Annotated in this window: 13 protein-coding genes and 2 tRNA genes; 6 read left to right on the forward strand and 9 right to left on the reverse strand. The window is 68.0% G+C overall.

Annotation, left to right across the window (positions count from 1 at the left end):
• Positions 1-131: 131 nt before the first annotated feature.
• From APZ21_RS17695 to leuC, 3 genes are all read right to left on the reverse strand, one after another.
• Positions 132-782: an HU family DNA-binding protein gene (locus APZ21_RS17695; protein ID WP_054814352.1), complete on the reverse strand. Its 651-nt coding sequence runs from the start codon at positions 780-782 to the stop codon at positions 132-134.
• Between the two features lie 157 nt (positions 783-939).
• Complete coding sequence (gene leuD, locus APZ21_RS17700) at positions 940-1,548, reverse strand: 3-isopropylmalate dehydratase small subunit (RefSeq protein ID WP_054814353.1); 609 nt, start codon at positions 1,546-1,548, stop codon at positions 940-942.
• A gap of 32 nt (positions 1,549-1,580) precedes the next feature.
• Positions 1,581-3,005: a 3-isopropylmalate dehydratase large subunit gene (gene leuC / locus APZ21_RS17705; RefSeq protein ID WP_054814354.1), complete on the reverse strand. Its 1,425-nt coding sequence runs from the start codon at positions 3,003-3,005 to the stop codon at positions 1,581-1,583.
• A 162-nt stretch (positions 3,006-3,167) separates the two neighbouring features.
• Here leuC and APZ21_RS17710 point away from each other — a divergent pair, with 162 nt between their 5' ends.
• From APZ21_RS17710 to APZ21_RS17720, 3 genes are all read left to right on the forward strand, one after another.
• The gene (locus APZ21_RS17710; protein WP_054814355.1) at positions 3,168-3,869 is read left to right on the forward strand and encodes an IclR family transcriptional regulator; all 702 of its coding nucleotides are present in this window, start codon (positions 3,168-3,170) and stop codon (positions 3,867-3,869) included.
• Positions 3,870-3,902: 33 nt separating this feature from the next.
• Positions 3,903-4,403, forward strand: a complete 501-nt coding sequence (locus tag APZ21_RS17715; protein ID WP_054814356.1) for a pyridoxamine 5'-phosphate oxidase family protein — start codon at positions 3,903-3,905, stop codon at positions 4,401-4,403.
• A gap of 125 nt (positions 4,404-4,528) precedes the next feature.
• On the forward strand, positions 4,529-4,708 hold the full coding sequence (locus tag APZ21_RS17720; protein ID WP_054814357.1) for a DUF5302 domain-containing protein: 180 nt from the start codon (positions 4,529-4,531) through the stop codon (positions 4,706-4,708).
• A gap of 539 nt (positions 4,709-5,247) precedes the next feature.
• Here APZ21_RS17720 and APZ21_RS17725 read toward each other — a convergent pair.
• The 4 genes from APZ21_RS17725 to APZ21_RS17740 all read right to left on the reverse strand — a co-directional run bounded on the left by APZ21_RS17725 (position 5,248) and on the right by APZ21_RS17740 (position 7,992).
• Positions 5,248-5,320, reverse strand: a tRNA-Glu gene (locus APZ21_RS17725).
• A 157-nt stretch (positions 5,321-5,477) separates the two neighbouring features.
• Positions 5,478-5,549: transfer RNA gene (locus APZ21_RS17730), tRNA-Gln, on the reverse strand.
• 140 nt (positions 5,550-5,689) lie between these two features.
• Positions 5,690-7,168, reverse strand: coding sequence for a glutamate--tRNA ligase (gene gltX / locus APZ21_RS17735; protein WP_054814358.1), 1,479 nt, complete (start codon positions 7,166-7,168; stop codon positions 5,690-5,692).
• A 32-nt stretch (positions 7,169-7,200) separates the two neighbouring features.
• Complete coding sequence (locus tag APZ21_RS17740; RefSeq protein WP_054814359.1) at positions 7,201-7,992, reverse strand: fumarylacetoacetate hydrolase family protein; 792 nt, start codon at positions 7,990-7,992, stop codon at positions 7,201-7,203.
• Between the two features lie 240 nt (positions 7,993-8,232).
• Between APZ21_RS17740 and APZ21_RS17745 the strand changes: the two genes are divergently transcribed.
• The 3 genes from APZ21_RS17745 to APZ21_RS34135 all read left to right on the forward strand — a co-directional run bounded on the left by APZ21_RS17745 (position 8,233) and on the right by APZ21_RS34135 (position 11,316).
• Positions 8,233-9,447, forward strand: a complete 1,215-nt coding sequence (locus APZ21_RS17745; RefSeq protein WP_054814360.1) for an MFS transporter — start codon at positions 8,233-8,235, stop codon at positions 9,445-9,447.
• Positions 9,448-9,456: 9 nt separating this feature from the next.
• On the forward strand, positions 9,457-10,521 hold the full coding sequence (locus APZ21_RS17750) for an ADP-ribosylglycohydrolase family protein (protein ID WP_054814361.1): 1,065 nt from the start codon (positions 9,457-9,459) through the stop codon (positions 10,519-10,521).
• A gap of 63 nt (positions 10,522-10,584) precedes the next feature.
• The gene (locus APZ21_RS34135) at positions 10,585-11,316 is read left to right on the forward strand and encodes a hypothetical protein (RefSeq protein ID WP_156371133.1); all 732 of its coding nucleotides are present in this window, start codon (positions 10,585-10,587) and stop codon (positions 11,314-11,316) included.
• Between the two features lie 725 nt (positions 11,317-12,041).
• Here the strand turns inward: APZ21_RS34135 and APZ21_RS17760 are convergent.
• Both APZ21_RS17760 and serA read right to left on the reverse strand, forming a co-directional pair.
• Complete coding sequence (locus tag APZ21_RS17760; RefSeq protein ID WP_054814363.1) at positions 12,042-13,049, reverse strand: 3-isopropylmalate dehydrogenase; 1,008 nt, start codon at positions 13,047-13,049, stop codon at positions 12,042-12,044.
• Positions 13,050-13,214: 165 nt separating this feature from the next.
• Positions 13,215-14,510 (reverse strand): phosphoglycerate dehydrogenase (gene serA, locus APZ21_RS17765; protein WP_054814364.1); only part of this gene is annotated, 1,296 nt, incomplete at its 5' end.

Genomic DNA, 14,510 nt, shown 5'->3' on the forward strand with positions numbered 1-14,510 from the left:
GGCGCGGAATTCACCGCAGAACACGCAACGGCCCCGGACGGTGGATCCGAGGCCGTTTCTTCGCGGTACAGCGGGTGATTCGGCTGCGTTACGGCGAATCACCCGGCGGTGCCGAACCGCCGTCGAGCGGTTCAGCGAGCGCGACGAGCCGGGGCCTTCTTGACCGCGGCCGTCGTCTTCTTGGCGGGCGCCTTCTTGGCGGCGGTGGCCTTGGCGGTGGTCTTCTTGGCGGCGGTGGTGGTCTTCTTCGCCGCTGTCGTCTTCTTGGCCGCCGTGGCCGTCGTCTTCTTGGCGGGCGCCTTCTTGACCGCCGTCTTGCGAGCGGCGGTCTTTGCCGGCGCCTTGGCCGCGGCCTTACGCGCCGTGGTCTTGGCGGGGGCCTTGGTGGCGGTCGCCTTCTTGGCGGCGGTCTTCTTGGCCGCCGTCTTCTTGGCGGCGGCCTTCTTAGCCGCCACAGGGGCATTCACGCCCCGCTTGACCGCAGGACCGGTCGCGGCGAGCTTCTGCTTCCCCGCGATGACGGCCTTGAATTGGGCGCCGGGACGGAACGCGGGCACCGAAGTCGGCTTCACCTTGACGGTTTCGCCGGTGCGCGGGTTCCGTGCCACCCGGGCAGCACGCTTACGCTGTTCGAACACACCGAATCCGGTGATCGTGACGCTCTGGCCCTTGTGCACCGCGCGCACGATGGTGTCGACCACATGCTCGACTGCCGCGGTAGCCGTGCGCCTGTCCGTACCCAACTTTTCGGTCAGAACGTCGATCAGTTCCGCCTTGTTCATTGAATCCTCCGCAGACTAATGGCCCGTCGTCGGACCGACTAGGTACCACGGTAAACCCACTTTGGGCAAGAGTCTATGTGCCACGCCAAAATTCATCGTGGTTTAGCACACGTCTAGCTACCGCACCCCATCGTAGCCGGGTTTCGCCATCCGGTGATTACGGCCGCGAAATATGCGCGGGGAGGGTGGTGGGCTTCCAACTCGGCCTTGCCTTTTCGAAGTCGGCGATGACGTCGCTTCGCCGCAGCGTAAGACCGATGTCGTCCAATCCTTCCAGCAGACGCCACCGAGTGTAGTCATCAATATCGAACGGCAACACGACGGTTCCGGCGGTCACCGTTCGCGCTCGAAGGTCTACTACCAATTCGATGCCGGGTTGTTCCTCGATCATCTTCCAGAGCAATTCGACATCGTTCTGTGACATCTGCGCGGCCAACAAGCCGCCCTTACCGGCATTGCCGCGGAAGATGTCGGCGAAGCGCGACGAGATGACCACCCGAAAGCCGTAGTCCGACAGCGCCCAAACGGCATGCTCGCGCGAGGATCCGGTACCGAAATCCGGTCCGGCGACCAGCACGGTGCCGTGCTTGTACGGCTCGGTGTTCAGAATGAAGTCGGGATCGGCCCGCCATGCGGCGAACAAGCCGTCCTCGAATCCGCTTCGAGTCACCCGCTTCAGATAGACGGCGGGGATGATCTGATCGGTATCGACATTGGACCGGCGCAGCGGCACGCCGATCCCCTTGTGCACGGTGAAGGGTTCCATCGTTTCTCCTGAGTGGGTATCGGGGGCGGGATTCAGTCCAGATCCGCAGGCGAGGACAGTGTTCCGCGGACCGCGGTGGCGGCCGCGACCAGGGGCGAGACCAGATGTGTTCGGCCGCCCTTACCCTGCCTGCCCTCGAAGTTACGATTCGATGTCGATGCGCAACGCTGGCCTGGCGAAAGCTGATCCGGGTTCATTCCCAGGCACATCGAGCACCCCGCCTGCCGCCATTCGGCGCCCGCCTCGGCGAAAATCTCGCCCAAACCCTCTTTTTCCGCCTGTGCCCGCACCCGCATGGAACCCGGTACAACCAGCATTCGGACGCCGTCGGCGACCCGGCGGCCCTTCAAAATGCTCGCCACCGCACGCAAATCCTCGATACGACCGTTGGTACACGATCCGACGAATACGGTATCGACGCCGACCTCGCGCAGCGGAGTTCCCGGCGTCAAATCCATGTACCGCAGAGCTTTCTCCGCGGCCTCACGGGCGGTCTCGTCGACGATATCGGCCGGATCGGGCACGGCCGTCCCGAGCGGGGCGCCCTGACCGGGGTTGGTGCCCCACGTGACGAACGGGGTCAGCGTGCTCGCGTCGATGTGGACCTCGGCGTCGAATACCGCGCCCTCGTCGGTCTTCAGCGCTTCCCAGGACGCCACCGCGGCGTCCCAGTCCGCGCCCCGAGGGGCGTGCGGACGTCCGCGCAGGAATTCGTAGGTGGTCTCGTCCGGGGCGACCATGCCCGCCCGCGCGCCCGCCTCGATGGACATGTTGCACATCGTCATCCGGGCCTCCATCGACATGGCCCGCACCGCCTCGCCCCGGTACTCCAGGACGTAGCCCTGACCGCCGCCGGTGCCGATCCGCGCGATCACGGCCAGGATCACGTCCTTGGCGGTGACCCCGTCGGGCAGCGCGCCGTCGATATTCACCGCCATCGTCTTGAACGGGCGCAGCGACAGCGTCTGCGTGGCAAGGACGTGTTCGACCTCGGAGGTGCCGATGCCCATGGCCAGCGCGCCGAACGCGCCGTGGGTGGAGGTGTGGCTGTCACCGCAGACCACGGTCGTGCCCGGCTGCGTCAGACCGAGCTGCGGGCCGACGACGTGCACGATGCCCTGGTCGGGATCCCCCATCGGATGCAGCCGCACACCGAATTCCGCGCAGTTGCGGCGCAGCGTCTCGACCTGGGTGCGCGAAACGGGGTCCGCGATCGGCTTGTCGATGTCGACGGTGGGGACATTGTGGTCCTCGGTCGCGATGGTGAGATCGGGACGGCGGACCGGCCTGCCCGCGGCGCGCAGGCCGTCGAATGCCTGCGGACTGGTCACCTCGTGCACGAGGTGCAGGTCGATGTAGATCAGATCGGGCTCACGCGAGTCGCCTTCCCCCTCTCCGCGGGCGACGACGTGTTCATCCCACACCTTCTCTGCCAGGGTGCGTGGGCGGTCGGCCATTTACGTATCACCTTTCCGAGTGCGATCGCGGACGCGAACCGGGCTGGGCGCGCGCCGCCGATCACAGGTATTCGACAGGGATGTCCCGAACGAACGGATGGCGCGGTCCCCGCAGGCGCGGGAGGTTGCCTATCTCATTATTCGAGACGCTAGTATCGTTATATGAGACAGCATAGCGGCATAGGCGTTCTCGACAAAGCAGTGGCGGTCCTCTACGCCGTCGCCGAGCACCCGTGCGGCCTCAACGAACTGTGCACCCGCACCGGACTGCCGCGCGCCACCGCGCACCGTCTCGCGGTGGGCCTGGAAGTGCACCGACTGCTGGCCAGGGACGGCAATGGACTGTGGCGCCCCGGTCCGGCACTGGCCCAACTCGCCGCGGGCGCCTCCGATCCGCTCCAGGAGGCCGCCGCGGTCATTCTGCCCCGCCTGCGCGAGATCACCGGCGAGAGCGTGCAGTTGTACTGCCGTGACGGAAATGCGCGGGTCTGCGTCGCCGCCCTGGAGCCGCCGGTCGGATTGCGCGATACCGTCCCCGTCGGCTCTCGCCTGCCGCTGACCGCCGGTTCGGCCGCCAAGGTACTGCTCGCCTGGGCGGATCCCGAACTGCAACGCACCATTCTCGCCGACGCCGTCTTCGGTGACCGAGCACTGGCCGAGGTACGCAAACGCGGCTGGGCACAGAGCGCCGCCGAACGAGCCGCGGGCGTGGCCAGCGTCTCCGCCCCCGTCCGCGACGCGGGCGGAGCGGTCGTCGCGGCCGTTTCGGTCTCCGGTCCCATCGATCGCATGGGCCGCCGCCCCGGCGCGCGCTGGGCCGCCGACCTGGTGGCCGCCGCCGAGGCATTGCACAAACGTCTGTAACAGGTTCTACACTTCGGGCTCTAGAGTTGGCGTATGGGAGTCAACCAACGCGCGCAGATCGTGATGTCCGAATCCGAGATCGCCGAATTCCTGGAGCGCAGCCGCATCGCGACCATGGCGACCATCGGCCCGACGGGCAGCCCGCATCTCATCGCCATGTGGTACGCGCTGCTCGACGGCGAAGTGTGGTTCGAGACCAAGGCGAAATCGCAGAAGGCGGTGAACCTGCGCCGCGATCCCCGCATCACCTGCATGATCGAGGCCGGTGACACCTACGACCAGCTGCGCGGTGTGGCGATCGAGGGCCACGCCGAGATCATCGATGACCCCGCGAAGCTGTTCGCCGTCGGCGTGAGCGTCTGGGAGCGCTACACCGGCCCCTACAGCGAGGAGATGCGCCCGATGGTGGAGGCCATGCTGCACAAGCGCGTGGCCATCCGCGTCGTTCCCGAGCGCGTCCGCAGCTGGGATCATCGCAAGCTCGGCCTGCCCGCCATGCCACTGGGCGGCAGCACCGCCGAACATCCCGCCTGATTCCGGCGCGCCGGAAAACCAGCTGACAGCCGCCGCGAGACGGACTACCGTTCGGACAGCATCCATCGGCCGGACACACCGAGGTCCCCGACGCGTGCCGCGGCCGCGACGACGAGGAGCAGGCGATGACGGACGACAATCCGGCAGGCAGTGCCGACGAAGTGAAACGCAAGTTCCGAGAGGCCCTGGACCGGAAGAACGCCCAGACCTCGCAGTCCCCCGCGCACCTGGACGGCCGCTCCAAGGCCACCGGCCCACACACGGGCGCGAGCCACAAACGAGAGTTCCGCCGCAAGAGCGGGTAAGACGGTCAACCCAGAAGCCTTCCAGCACCCTGGAAGGCTTCTGTGTTGTCAGGGGGACTCCAGCGGGTCAAGGGCTCCAGCGGGTCAGGGGACTCGGCCGGTCGGGGGACTCGGCCGGTCAAGGGACTCGAACGCCTAAGAGGCAGGCCGAACTCGGCACCTCCAAGCACCCCCCCAAGCACCCCACCACCACACAAGCCGCCCCGCCCCAGGAATCAGACGATTCCTACCCCGAGCAAACCCAAGAACGATTTCCGCCCACAAGATCAAATCCACCCCAGAGCCCAAGACCCAAACCCCCCGCAAAGACACCCAACCAACAGAAAACTTCCCACCATCGCCCAATCAACTAGCAAGACTTCCCGAAAACGCCCCCACAACCGGGGCAAGGGCGAAGCCCAAGGGGTAAGGGCGAAGCCCAACGGGGGGGTCCGGGGGGCGAAGCCCCTCCCGGGCCGGGGTGTGGGGGCCGCGCCCCCACAAGACAATGCGAAGCAAGAAAGGCCCACACCGCGTGGGCATGGGCCTTCCATCTTGCGTAGCCCCGACGGGATTCGAACCCGCGCTACCGCCTTGAGAGGGCGGCGTCCTAGGCCGCTAGACGACGGGGCCAGGACTTGATCTCTCCGCGTATCCGCGGTGATCAACCGTTCGAGACCTTTCGATCTCTGGAAGCTCGGTCAGCTTAACCGACCGAAGCTCGGCGACCAAATCGCCGGATGCTGAACCACTTTCGGCCGTGCACCGAGAGATGAACCAACATTCTCCGCTGGGGTACCAGGACTCGAACCTAGAATGGCTGAACCAGAATCAGCTGTGTTGCCAATTACACCATACCCCAATGACTGGACCTCGGCCTCGGAGCCCGATGGGCCTCGAGGCCGCTTTCCGGCCGAGAAGAAGAGTACCAAACCCCCGCCGGTAAACTACAAATCGCCTGGTAGAAGCCATATTTTCGGCCGTAGCGGCGGGGGTCGGCGCTCACTGTCCGGCGGGCGCGGTCCATTCCCGTGCCGAGCGCAGTCGCCCGAGCGAGGTCTCGCGGCCGAGCAGTTCCAGCGATTCGTACAGCGGCGGGCTGATGTGCGATCCGGTGACCGCGACCCGCACCGGCGCGAAGGCCTTGCGCGGTTTGAGCCCCAGCTCATCGATCAGCGCGGTCTTGAGCGCCTCCTCGATGGCCTCGGTGGTCCACGCGGGCAGCGGCTCGAGGGCGGCGAGCGCGGCGTCGAGCACCTGGTCGGCCTCGCCGCCGAGATTCTTGGCGCCCGCGGCCGGATCAATGGCGAACTCGTCGGCGGGGGCGAACAGGAATCGCAGCAGATCCCACGCGTCGGAAAGGACGACGATGCGGGTCTGGACCAATTCGGCGGCCGCGGCGAACAGTTTGTCATCGATATCGGCGCCGATATGCCCGTGTTCGGTCAGGAACTCGCGGAGGCGGCGGGCGAAATCGCCGGATTCGAGCAATCGGATGTGCTCGGCGTTCAGCGCATCGGCCTTCTTCTGATCGAAGCGGGCCGGATTCGAATTCACTTTCGAGATATCGAACGCCGCGACCATCTCCGCCATCGAGAACACGTCGTGATCGTCGGAGATACCCCAGCCGAGTAGCGCGAGATAATTCAGCAAACCCTCGGGAATGAATCCGCGGTCGCGGTGGGCGAACAGATTGGATTCCGGATCGCGCTTGGACAACTTCTTGTTGCCTGCTCCCATGACGAATGGCAGATGGCCGAACTCGGGGGTGAACTCGGCGATGCCGATACGCCGCAATGCGGCGTAGAGCGCGAGCTGACGCGGTGTCGAGGACAGCAGATCCTCGCCGCGCAGGACGTGGGTGATCCGCATGAGCGCGTCGTCCACGGGATTGACCAGCGTGTAGAGGGGGTCGCCATTGCCGCGGGTCAGCGCGAAGTCGGGGACGGTGCCCGCCTTGAAGACGGTGTCGCCGCGGACGAGGTCGTGCCAGCTGATGTCGGTGTCGGGCATGCGAAGCCGAATCACCGCGGGACGCCCGGCATCCCGGTACGCCTCGATCACCTCGGGGGCGAGGTCGCGGTCGTAGTTGTCGTAGCCGAGTTTGGGATCGCGCCCCGCCGCGCGGTGGCGCGCCTCGACTTCCTCGGGGGTGGAGAACGATTCGTACGCCTCGCCCGCCTCGAGCAGTGCGCGCACGACGTCGAGGTGGATGTCGCGGCGCTGCGACTGGCGGTAGGGGCCGTGGGGGCCGCCGACCTCGGGGCCCTCGTCCCAGGTGAGTCCGAGCCAGCGCAGCGCGTCGAGGATGGCGCGGTAGGACTCCTCGGAATCGCGGGCGGCGTCGGTGTCCTCGATGCGGAAGACGAAGGTGCCGCCGGTGTGTCGGGCGTATGCCCAGTTGAACAGCGCGGTGCGGATGAGGCCGACGTGCGGCGTTCCGGTGGGCGACGGGCAGAAACGGACCCGTACTTCAGTCATGGCTCTCTCTCGGACTCGGGTGCGGCGAGCGGTCAGCGCTGTTTGGCCGCAACGGAATTGGTCAGGGTGCCGATACCTTCGACGGTGACCGACACCTGCTGGCCCGGTCGCATCGGGCCGACCCCTTCGGGTGTGCCGGTGAGGATCACGTCGCCGGGCAACAGCGTCATGACGGTGCTGATCCATTCGATGAGCGTCGGAATATCGTGCAACAGAAGCGATGTGCGGCTGCGCTGGCACACCGCGCCGTCGAGTTCGGTGACGATCTCGAGATCCGAGGGGTCCGACGAGGTTTCGATCCACGGACCGAGGGGACAGAAGGTGTCGTAGCCCTTGGCGCGAGTCCACTGCCCGTCCGCACGCTGCTGGTCGCGCGCGGTGACGTCGTTGGCGACGGTGTAGCCGAGGATGACCTCGCGGGCGCGGGCGGCGGGCACGTCCTTGCACGGCCTGCCGATCACCACCGCCAACTCACCTTCGTAATCGACCTGTGATGAACTGGGCGGCAGGATGATCGAGGCGTTCGGCCCGACGATCGCGGTGCTCGGCTTCATGAAGATGACGGGATTCTCGGGTGCGGGACCGCCCATCTCGGCGGCGTGCGCGGCGTAGTTCTTGCCGACGCAGATCACCTTGCTGGCGAGTATCGGCGCGAGCAGCCGGACATCGGCCAGCGGCCAACTCCGCCCGGTGAACGTCGGGGTCCCGAAGGGATGCTCGGCGATCTCCCTGGCAACGAACGAACCGTCGACGGCGTCGTTTCCCTCTCCCTCGATGCTGACGAACGCGACCCCATCGGGACTGGCAACTCGACCTAGACGCATGCTCGGCAGTCTAACGACCGGCCGCCACCTGCTCGAACACACCCGTCGGGCCGGTCGGCCCGATGGTCGCCGCCGCCCGCGCACTGTCGACGCGACCGTGCCCGATATCCGCCAGATGTGAGGCGTTCGACAGCTCCGTGACGAAATCGTCTTGCGCGCACGGTGTAGCCTAGACCGCAATGTTCATTAAATGAGATTTCCGTTTCACATAGTGAGACACTTGCGAGATCGGGGCGAGCGATGACGGCCGTGGCACAGATACGCGACGTACGCCGGTGGTCCATGCTCGGCCTCGGGGTCTTCGCACAGGCATCCAGTGCCGTATTCATCCACGGCGTGCCGTTCCTGCTGCCCGCGCTCACCGATCGCGGCATGTCGCTGCCACGGGCGGGGCTGCTGGTCGCGATGCCAACGGTGGGTCTGGTGTGCACGCTGATCGCGTGGGGGTACGTCGTCGACCACATCGGTGAACGCAAGGTCCTGGTCGGCGGCCCGCTGGTGATGCTGATCGCGGGCCTGGCCGCCGCCGCGACCGACAACGAGATCGCCTTCGGCGCGCTGCTGTTCCTCGGCGGCATCGGCGGCGCGAGTACCAACGGGGCCAGCGGCCGGGTCATCGTCGGCTGGTTCCCGCCGCACCGGCGCGGACTGGCCATGGGCATCCGTCAGACCGCACAGCCGCTCGGTGTCGGCATCGGCGCGCTGTCCATTCCCGCCGTCGCCGCGGCGTACGGGGTGGCGCCCGCGGTCCTGGTGCCCGCGGTCATGGCCGGTATCGCCGCACTCGGCTGCTATCTGGGCATCATCGATCCGCCGCGCCCGGGCGGCCGTGCCGCCGATCGCGCCAACCCCTACCGCGGCGATACCACGCTGTGGCGCATACACGCCGTGTCGATGCTGCTGTGCGTACCGCAGGGTGTGGTGTGGACCTTCGCCCTGCTGTGGCTGCACCGCGACATCGGCTGGTCACTGCCCGCGGCGGGTGCGCTGGTGACGGCGACGCAATTGCTCGGCGCGCTCGGCCGCATCGGCGCGGGGGCGTGGTCGGATCGGGTCGGCAGCCGACTGGATCCGCTGCGCACGGTGGCCGTCGCGGCCGTGGTCTGCATGGCCGCGCTGGCGTTCACGGCGTGGACGGGCTGGTGGTGGGCGGCGATTCCACTGCTCATCGCGGCCTCGGTGATCACCGTCTCCGACAACGGGCTCGCCTTCACCGCCGTCGCCGAGATCGCCGGTCCGTATTGGAGCGGGCGCGGTCTCGGCATCCAGAACACCGGTCAGAATCTGGCTATCGCCGCCATCCCACCGCTGTTCGGCGCGCTCATCACCGCGGGCGGATTCCCGGCCGCCTATCTCGCGGCCGCGGTGCTGGCGGCGGCGGCCGTCCCGCTGGTGCCGCGCGAAGGCGCCGATTCGGCCCACCCCGCGCCCGCGCCTCAGCCGCGCGAAATCTAGGGTGGAGGCGTGAAAATCGATGAGCGGGTTCGCGGCTCGTTGGTGGGCGGGGCGATCGGTGACGCACTCGGGTGGCCCATCGAGTTCGAGGATCTGACGCGGATCCGGCACCGGCACGGACAGCGGGGCATCACCGGATTCCTCGGCGAATACGGCCCGCCGCAGCCGGTCACCGACGATACCCAGATGACGTTGTTCAGCGCCGAGGGCCTGCTTCGGTGCCCGCCGGGCGCCGATCCGGTGCCGGTTCTGCGCGCGTCGTATCTGCGGTGGCTGCACACCCAGAACGTGAGCGGCCCCGGCGACCGGCCCGACGGATGGCTGTTGAATCATCACTTCCTGTACGCGGTCCGGGCCCCGGGCAGTGCGTGCATGAGCGGTTTGCGGCGTCAGCAGCGCGGCTATCTGCCGCCGGACGGACTGGGTCATCCCGGTCCGGTCAACGAGCATTCGAAGGGCTGTGGCACCGTAATGCGCTCGGCGCCCTTCGGTTTGGCCGGGTTCGGACCCGATCGAGCATTCGAGGTCGCCGCGCTCTGCGCGCAACTGACCCACGGGCACCCCACCGGATATCTGGCGGCGGGCGCGTTCGCCGCACTCGTCGATCGTGTCGTGAGCGGTATGACACTACCAAAGGCCGTGCGCGAGACAATCGTTCAGGTTCGGGCTTGTCGCGGCGGCGCGGAGGTCGCCGATGCGCTCGACCTCGCCGTCACGCTCGCCGACACCGAACCGCCGACCCCGGAGACGGTCGAGCGGGTGGGCGCGGGATGGATCGCCGAGGAATGTCTCGCGATCGCCGTGCACTGTGGTCTGCGCGCGGAGAACGGGGATATCGCCGCGGCGCTGCTGCTCTCGGTCAACCATTCGGGCGACTCGGATTCCACCGGCGCCGTGGCGGGCAATCTCATCGGCGCGGCGCACGGGATCTCGGCCCTGCCGCGGGAGTGGGCCGCCGCGGTCGAGGGTCGGGCGGTCCTGCTTCAGGTCGCCGACGATCTGGTGGCCAATTTCTTCGGACACGACCGCGGGTCGGTGGCCGAACGCTATCCCCACAATCCACCGGCCGCCTAGACCCGTCACACCCATTGTAAACCCAGCCTTGACACACCGGCGATGTCAAGGCAGCCTTTACGTATGACCGAAGAAACCACACCGAGTCCCGGCGACGAGCGGGCGACACTGGCAACGCTGTTGTCCGCCAACGCCGAACTGGTCGTCGGAGTACTGCGCCCGGCGGAAGGCGCCCCGCAGGTCCCCGTACTCGCCGCGCTCACCGCCACCCGCAATCTGGGACACCTCGTCGACGACATCCTGCATACCCTGGCCCGCCAGGCCAAGCGGGAGGGGCACACCTGGGCCGAACTCGGCGACCTACTCGGCACCTCCCGCCAAGCCGCCTACCAGCGCTTCAGCGGCCCCATGCCCCCCGCAGGCCCCTTCCCGCCCCCGCCACCCTTCCCACTCGTACCGCCGACGCCTCCCGGCATGCCCGTGCCACCGCACCGGCCGCACGCCCCGGGCTCACCGGACGCCCCCGACGCCACAGGCGAGCACCACCCACCCGGACCGTCCGGCTTCCCGCCTCCCGGAGGGCACGCCGGACACCACCGTCCTGGCCACGACGCATGCGCAACCCGCCAGAATCCCCCTAGCCCGCAACACATCCCGGGTGCACCCCCCGTACCGCCCCCACCGAACATCCCCACCAGACCCGGCGCCCCCACCCCGCCGACCGGCTTCCACATCCCACCGCATGCGCCCGCACCCGCACAGGTTCCGACCACCCCTCCGGCACCGCCCGCACCGAACCCGCCCATTCCACCGAGTGCCCCCACTCCACCCGACGCACCGACCCCACGGTCGTAGCATCAACCTTCCGACCCATATCCCACCCGAACCACGAAGGCTCCGTACCGATTCAGACACGGAGCCTTCATCGCGCACCAGGCACCGACGCACCGGAGTCGTAGCTTCAACCTCCTGACACGCGAATCCGTAGGGCTCCGTGCCTGATTCGGGGAAAAGCCTTCAGCTAATAGTGGACGCCCGCGTCCGCACTCCGACCGGACTCGAACGCACCGCCCGGCGTCACGACGCTCGCTACCTGCCGCCGGCGTCGAATGCTGCACCGCCGGGCGGACTCTAGCCCTTCACCGTATCCCCGCGCCCGCATGTCCGGGAACGGCTCGGGGGTGGCCGCACCCGTTCTGCCGGCTGCCCGATCACCCGGCGCTCCATTCGAACCGTGGTCGTAGCTTCAACTTTCCGGCCCGACAGGCAGGGGGGATCGACCACGTAACGATTGTCCGAACCTGTCGAGCGCACTCCCCTTCACCGAATTCGCCCGCACCAGCATCTCTTTCGAGGAAACCACCCTCCGTCGTTCCTCGAGGCCGCCACGGCCGGCTGGTCGTAGCTTCAACTTTCGTTCACTCGGCTCGCGTGGACAGCGAAGGCTCCGTGGCCAATTCACGCGCGGATCGAGGTACGGGCCATCGCCGGGCTTCGACGCCGGGCCAATTGACGCCCACGTGTCGCCCGACCGCAGGCGGTTGCGGAACCGTCGGCGGGCGGGCGGAGCGCGCGCGGGCTCAGACCGCGGCGGCGATGCGGTCGCCGATGGCGACCGTGGAGGCGGGTTCGGTGCGGGATGCCAGATCCTTGGCGACCGCGGCCTCGATGCGGGCGGCGGAGTCGGTGTCGCCGAGGTGGTTGAGGAGCAGGGATACCGAGAGGATGGCGGCCGTCGGGTCGGCCTTCGATTGGCCGGCGATGTCGGGGGCGCTGCCGTGTACCGGCTCGAACATGCTCGGGTTGACGCCGGAGGCGTCGATATTACCGCTGGCGGCGAGACCGATGCCACCGCTGACGGCGGCGGCGAGGTCGGTGATGATGTCGCCGAAGAGGTTGTCGGTGACGATCACGTCGAAACGGGACGGGTCGTTGACCATGTGGATGGTCGCGGCGTCGATGTGCTGATACGCGGTGCGCACCTCGGGGAATTCGGCGGCGACCGCGTCGACCGTGCGCTGCCACAGCGAACCGGCGAAGGTGAGCACGTTGTTCTTGTGCACAAGGGTCAGATGCTTGCGGCGGGCGTTGGCCTTGGCGAAGGCGTAGCGCACCACGCGCTCGATGCCGAAACGGGTATTGGTGCTGACCTCGGTGGCGACCTCGTGCGGTGTCCGCACGCGGATCGCGCCGCCGGTGCCGGTATAAGGACCCTCGGTGCCCTCGCGAACCACCACGAAATCGATGTCGGGGCTGCCCGCCAGCGGACTGGTGACGCCCGGATACAGCTTGGACGGGCGCAGGTTCACGTGGTGGTCGAGTTCGAAGCGGGTGCGCAGCAGCAGACCGCGTTCGAGCACGCCACTGGGCACCGACGGGTCGCCGATGGCGCCGAGCAGGATGGCGTCGTGCTGCTTCAACTCCGGCAGGACCGAATCGGGCAGGACCTCGCCGGTGGCGTGGAACCGCTTGGCGCCCAGATCGTATTCGGTCTTCTCGACACCGGGGGCAACGACGTCGAGCACCTTCAGCGCTTCGGCGATGACCTCGGGACCGATCCCGTCGCCGGGGATGACAGCAAGCTTCATGACAACAAATGCTCCGTTCGATTGTGCCGGGCGCGGATCAGCGGCATCGCCACGGTACTCGGCGGCCACGGGAACGCGATCGGCGGGCGGGCGGGGCCGAACAGCGGCGGCCTCGCCCGGACCGGCCGGGCCGAGCGGCCGCCGAAGGCACCGGGAGGATGCGGATCAGACCAGGTCGACCAGCACGACCTTGGCGGCGCCGACCGCCGCGCCGATCGCGGACTGGACCTCGGCGGGAACCTCGCGGTTCACGCGCAGGACGACGGTGGCGCCTTCCTTGTCGACGTCCTGGCTCAGCTGCGCGGCGAGGATGTCGATATCGGCCTCGCCGAGCCGGGTACCGATCTTGCCCAACGCGCCGGGCTTGTCCTCGTAGTTCAGCACCGCGAGGTTCAACCCTTCGGCGCGCATGTCGTAGTTGCGGCCGTTGATGTTGACGATCTTCTGCACCTGCTGCGGTTCGGTGAGCGTGCCCGCCACGTTGAGGGTGCGGCCGTCGCCGAAAACGGCGCGCAGGTCGACGACGCTGCGGTGGCTCGGGCTCTCGGTCGCGGTGGTGACCTCGGCGGTGATACCGCGGTCCTTGGCCAGCGCGGGCGCGTTGACGAAGGTGACCGCCGGGCTCTGCCCGTTTCCGTCGGCCTCGACCAGCGCCGAGAACACCCCGCGCAGCGCCGCGAGCTCGAGAACGCCGACCTCCTCGGTGGCGAGTTCGCCGCGCACCTGCACCTCGAGCGAGACCGGCAGCTCGTCCGACAGCGCGCCGAGCAGCGCGCCCTGCTTGCGCACGATGTCCAACCACGGCGTGACCTCGTCGCTGACCGCGCCGCCGGTGACGTTCACCGCGCCCGGCACGAACTCGCCGGCCAGGGCCAGCAGCACGGACTTCGCCACATCGGTGCCCGCGCGGTCCTGCGCCTCGGTGGTGGAGGCGCCGAGGTGCGGGGTCACCACGACCTGCGGCAGCTCGAAAAGCGGGCTGTCGGTGCAGGGCTCGGTGTCGAACACGTCGAGTCCGGCGGCGCGGACGTGACCGGAGCGGATCGCCTCGGCCAGCGCCGCCTCGTCGACCAGTCCGCCGCGCGCGGCATTGACGATGATCACGCCGGGCTTGGTCCTGGCGATGGCGTCCTTGCCGATGATGCCCTTGGTCTCGGGAGTCTTCGGCAGGTGGACGGAGATGAGGTCGGCGCGCTCGAGCAGTTCGTCCAGGCTCAGCAGTTCGATGCCGAGCTGGGCCGCACGCGCCGGGGAGACGTAGGGGTCGTATGCCACGATCTTGGTCTCGAACGCGGCCAAGCGCGCGGCGAACAGCTGGCCGATGCGGCCGAGCCCGACGACGCCGACGGTCTTGCCGAAGATCTCCACGCCGTTGAACTTGCTGCGCGCCCACATGTGTTCGCGCAGGGTGGCGTCGGCGGCCGGGATCTGGCGGGCGGCGGCGAGCAGCAGGGTGACGGC

It is taken from the genome of Nocardia arizonensis (assembly GCF_001310275.1).
Classification (GTDB): domain Bacteria; phylum Actinomycetota; class Actinomycetes; order Mycobacteriales; family Mycobacteriaceae; genus Nocardia; species Nocardia arizonensis.

What these genes read in the sequence shown, in the direction of transcription:
- APZ21_RS17695 (WP_054814352.1), bottom strand. Translation starts at nt 782, where the DNA reads ATGAACAAGGCGGAACTGATCGACGTTCTGACCGAAAAGTTGGGTACG.
- leuD (WP_054814353.1), bottom strand. Translation starts at nt 1,548, where the DNA reads ATGGAACCCTTCACCGTGCACAAGGGGATCGGCGTGCCGCTGCGCCGG.
- leuC (WP_054814354.1), bottom strand. Translation starts at nt 3,005, where the DNA reads ATGGCCGACCGCCCACGCACCCTGGCAGAGAAGGTGTGGGATGAACAC.
- APZ21_RS17710 (WP_054814355.1), top strand. Translation starts at nt 3,168, where the DNA reads ATGAGACAGCATAGCGGCATAGGCGTTCTCGACAAAGCAGTGGCGGTC.
- APZ21_RS17715 (WP_054814356.1), top strand. Translation starts at nt 3,903, where the DNA reads ATGGGAGTCAACCAACGCGCGCAGATCGTGATGTCCGAATCCGAGATC.
- APZ21_RS17720 (WP_054814357.1), top strand. Translation starts at nt 4,529, where the DNA reads ATGACGGACGACAATCCGGCAGGCAGTGCCGACGAAGTGAAACGCAAG.
- gltX (WP_054814358.1), bottom strand. Translation starts at nt 7,168, where the DNA reads ATGACTGAAGTACGGGTCCGTTTCTGCCCGTCGCCCACCGGAACGCCG.
- APZ21_RS17740 (WP_054814359.1), bottom strand. Translation starts at nt 7,992, where the DNA reads ATGCGTCTAGGTCGAGTTGCCAGTCCCGATGGGGTCGCGTTCGTCAGC.
- APZ21_RS17745 (WP_054814360.1), top strand. Translation starts at nt 8,233, where the DNA reads ATGACGGCCGTGGCACAGATACGCGACGTACGCCGGTGGTCCATGCTC.
- APZ21_RS34135 (WP_156371133.1), top strand. Translation starts at nt 10,585, where the DNA reads ATGACCGAAGAAACCACACCGAGTCCCGGCGACGAGCGGGCGACACTG.
- APZ21_RS17760 (WP_054814363.1), bottom strand. Translation starts at nt 13,049, where the DNA reads ATGAAGCTTGCTGTCATCCCCGGCGACGGGATCGGTCCCGAGGTCATC.